The sequence below is a fragment of the Microcoleus sp. genome (genome assembly GCF_049646505.1).
Classification (GTDB): Bacteria; Cyanobacteriota; Cyanobacteriia; order Cyanobacteriales; family Microcoleaceae; genus Microcoleus.
The window spans coordinates 1-3918 of sequence record NZ_JBARVX010000340.1 but is presented as its reverse complement, the minus strand read 5'-3'; the positions used below and the strand labels follow the sequence as shown (position 1 = coordinate 3918).

3 protein-coding genes are annotated in these 3918 nt (G+C 44.3%); all 3 read right to left on the bottom strand.

Annotation, left to right across the window (positions count from 1 at the left end; genetic code table 11):
• Positions 1 to 526, bottom strand: a 526-nt coding sequence (locus tag WBA89_RS17555) for a dynamin family protein (RefSeq protein ID WP_424408462.1), incomplete at its 3' end; no start/stop codon positions are given.
• A 526-nt stretch (positions 527 to 1052) separates the two neighbouring features.
• Positions 1053 to 2099, bottom strand: a complete 1047-nt coding sequence (locus WBA89_RS17550; RefSeq protein WP_424408461.1) for a hypothetical protein — start codon at positions 2097 to 2099, stop codon at positions 1053 to 1055.
• A 179-nt stretch (positions 2100 to 2278) separates the two neighbouring features.
• Positions 2279 to 3886, bottom strand: coding sequence for a YcjF family protein (locus WBA89_RS17545; protein ID WP_424408459.1), 1608 nt, complete (start codon positions 3884 to 3886; stop codon positions 2279 to 2281).
• Positions 3887 to 3918: the final 32 nt, after the last annotated feature.

The following is a 3918-nucleotide window of genomic DNA, read 5'->3' as shown; positions in this document are numbered from 1 at the left end:
CGCCCTTACTCAGGGGCGGTTCCACAAGCCCGCCCTTACTCAGGGGCGGTTCCACAAGCCCGCCCTTACTCAGGGGCGGTTCCACAAGCCCGCCATGACCAAGGGGCGGTTCCACAAGCCCGCCATGACCAAGGGGCGGTTCCATAAGCCCCCCCTTACCAAGGGGGGGTTGGGGGGGTTCCACACTCTCAAGGAGGGGCAAAGGCACGCTCCAGCGCACGGAACGCGGCCACTGAGTAACGCCGTTGAGAGGGCCTGTTTGGAGAATTTTTTGACCCAGAAGCGCGTTTAATACCGCTGATTTGCCACGGCTGACCATGCCGAAAGTGGCAATGCGAATCACATTGCGATCGAGCTTTTCTGAGGTGTAACTTAAGATATCTAACTGAGTTTGCAGCGCCGCTTCTAATTCTGTGTTGTTCGAGTTTTTTTTGCCTTGGCGCAAGTGAGAATACCGCGCGAGGGCTTCGCGCAAACTGGCACGGGCTAGGGACAAGCGATTTTCTTGGATGGAATTGTCAGCCATTGGCGATCGGCTTTTTTAAGCAATGTAATTGAGCGTCGAACTATAACATTCTATTTCTTATTTTAATACAATTTTTGATAAATTTCTATTTTTTTATTGGGGAGTTAGGTAGAAACAGGACAAAGGCGCGTCAACAACCTCATCAAACTCGGATTCCGGCAGTGACTTAAGTTTATGCCTCAAAGCGAAAGTCCTCTTAACTAAAACTTACGCAAAAAACCCGGTTTCTCTAAAAAATCGTCGATATTTCCGAGAGATGCTTGATGCAGAAACCGGGTTTGTGCCCCGCTGGCATAAGTTTTGTTAACAATACTCTGGACAGTGTGAATAAAAGTGCGATCGCACTTCTGCAAAAAGTAACTGGAATCTGAACCAGCAAAAATAGAAAACCAGACAATATTTAGGTCAATCTCAAAAAACCGATCGGTTTAACAAACTGTTTCAATAAAATACTTGAATTAAATTTACCCCAAGTCTGATCAATTTGTCAAGTGTAAAATAAATTTTTAGTATTTTTTTAAACAATTTAGCTACCGTATACGTGTGGTTTGAATTTAGATGGAATCTTGCCAAGTTGATAAAAATCCGTCAATTTCTTACCTTCACTATCAGCCAGAGAATCAAAATATTCGCGAACGCTGATATCTTTAATAGAGTCTACATCATAAAAATGCAGCGACTCAACATCAAATACTAGAACTGGATCCACAAATGTTACCTTCCCTTGACCAATTGTATAATTATCCCACGGGTTTTTGCCAAATTTTCGTCGAATATGAATCTGCCATTGCCCATTCGGGTAAACGGTCAAAGTTTCATTACAAATAGGCATCCAGTTGCCATCTACTACGCAGCCAGTAGAAATTTTCTGAGGTGAGAATACTTGAGGTTGAGGCATGGCTCCATAAACAATGCGAGTAATACGTTTGGCACGATAATGAAATTCAAAGCTTTTGGGGTATTTTGATTTCCGATTCCACCACGGAATAACTTTAGAAGTTTTTAGTTGAGAATCTATTTCCTCACGATGTGCTTCATAACAACAGAGCATTTGCTGATATTCTACTCGACTAAACTCAGATGGATCTACATAGATTGTCCAGTTGCTTATGGATACATCGTCATGAAAAGTTTTGACTTCTAATTTGGCGCGCTCGCTGGGATTAATCGGCAGACCCATATCTAATAATTGTGGAATAATTCGACCAGCCAAAGATCGAGAAACTACTTTGTCATTAAAACAGAAAATCGGGAAGCGAATCAAGTTACCAGAATCTAGAAATATACTTTGAAAAGAATGTTCTTCCATGATGCTGATGCGATGGAATTTTTGCGGATCTTTGGTCGGACAAAACACTTGAAAAGTTAAGACATCGGGACGTTTCTTTTTGTAGTATTTAGACAAATTATAGGGACTTTTAGGAGACAAATATCCATAAATTACCCAAGCCCATAACGCAAAAAATACACCCATATCCCACAGTTTAGTTTCAGACAATCTCAGACCAATTTTTCTGTACAATTGGTCATAAATATTTTTGACATTTTTCATAATTCTTATATAATTAGACATACACTATTTGACCGCCAACCAATAACCTCAATAAATCCGCCCCGCCGCACTTGATGTCTGAAAAATACAAGGAGAAATAGCGAGTTTCTGCTGTTTCTCCTATTCAAATTTACCATGCCAGACAGGGCTGGCATTGCACGACCGCCAAAACCGGTGCGCGGTGCACACCCTACAGGGTTTTAATTGGCGGCTGAATTTACTGCCTCGGACTGAGACATTTGAGGCGCGAGACGACTCGCCACTTGGTTGATGAAACCTTGCAAGAAGGAAACTTGCTGATTTTGCATAAATACTGCTTGCAAAGTTTTCGTCAGTTCCGTAAGATTGAAGATGCCTTTAGCATTTTCCAATTCTTGAGTTGAGAAATACTCAATCAAACTCAGTCCGGCTATTCTGGTAAAGTAGGCTGCACTAATTCCCTGCACCGCGCCTCCTGCTGCATAGGTGACGGCATTGCTTTTCAGCAGTCCAGTAATAGTTTGGGTAGACAGTTCTACTAATCCCAGTTTGAACATTTGGGTTGCTAAAGTTCCGGCTACTGTTTTAGCTTGGTCTAAGGAAAACTTTTGCTGGTAGATAGCGCCGAGGTCGATGACGAGTTGGGTGCTGATGGCGGTTGTTGCTAGCAAGTCTAAGGCGGGAACTGGGTTAGCAAAAACGGCGGCGGCGGCGATGTACTGATATTGTTCGATGATGGGAATCGATCGATCGCGCCTGACTGCATTTAATAAGGTTTTCGCCTCTAATTTAATAGTTGCAGCTTCGCGCACCGCACTCGCCCAGACCAACTGTTGCCGTTCTTCGGTTACGATTTGAGTCAATCTTGCTGTCAGCGGTTCGAGTTGAGAAACTTGATTTTCGATCCGTTCTTTAACAGTGCCGTCTGCTTGGTGCTGCCGCACTTTAATAGAATTTGGGGAAGCTGCGATCGCAATTATATCTTCTGTTCCCAATATTCCTTGCATTCTTTGGTGCAACTGCTGCAAAACTTGCGACTGCTGCGTTGGCAAATATTGGTCTAGTTTGTTCCAGACTAGCAGCACGCGCTGACCTGCTGAAATTAGCTGAGATAATGTTTTAAATTCAGAATCCGTAATGTCGCCCGCTGTCACAAACAACACTAAATCATCGCTGATTTTAGCATCGACATTTGTTGTATTGGTAAACAGCGGTGCTGTTTCTGAGAAAATCTGCTTTGACGGTTGTTGGGATGCCCAATTAGAATTTAAAACTTGAATTAAGGCAGTTTTGCCGACAGCTTTGCCGCCGGTTACGGTAATCCGCAAGTCTTGTCTGTCTAATTCCGCTTTGAGCCGATCGAGCTTTGCTGTTAGATTAGCCGGATTTGCCGAATTTTCAGCTTCCTGAGCTAGCAAGTTAATCGCGGCGGATGCCGTGGCGATCGCTTTTTCGGCCGCTTCCCGGTTGACCAGGGGTTCCGGGAGTGCGAGTTCGAGTTTGGGGGATTGTTGCTTCCACCACCAATAACCCGCACCGGCAGCCGCCAAGCCGATGAGTGCCGTTTCGCCCATTTCTGAACCCGAATACTGTAGAGTTTCCAGCAGCCACAGCGCCGCTGAAAGTCCTATTCCGCCTATCAAAATCGGTCGCCGCAAGTTAAGTGTCATTGTTACCTTCCTGTGGGTATTATTGCCAAGCTTAACCTTACCGCGCTTGGTCTTTGTCCCTATATTCCATCGTACCTCTGGGACATCGAAACTGGCAGGCGGGCTACCCGTACCGATTACACCCTCAAGTTTTTGGACAAGTGCCAAATCTACTTTCATACCATTTTTCTTTCATATGTGCTGTGGATGAA

Bases quoted from the DNA above. Each gene is read 5' to 3' on its own strand.
- WBA89_RS17550 (WP_424408461.1), bottom strand. From the start codon at position 2,099: ATGTCTAATTATATAAGAATTATGAAAAATGTCAAAAATATTTATGAC.
- WBA89_RS17545 (WP_424408459.1), bottom strand. From the start codon at position 3,886: ATGAAAGTAGATTTGGCACTTGTCCAAAAACTTGAGGGTGTAATCGGT.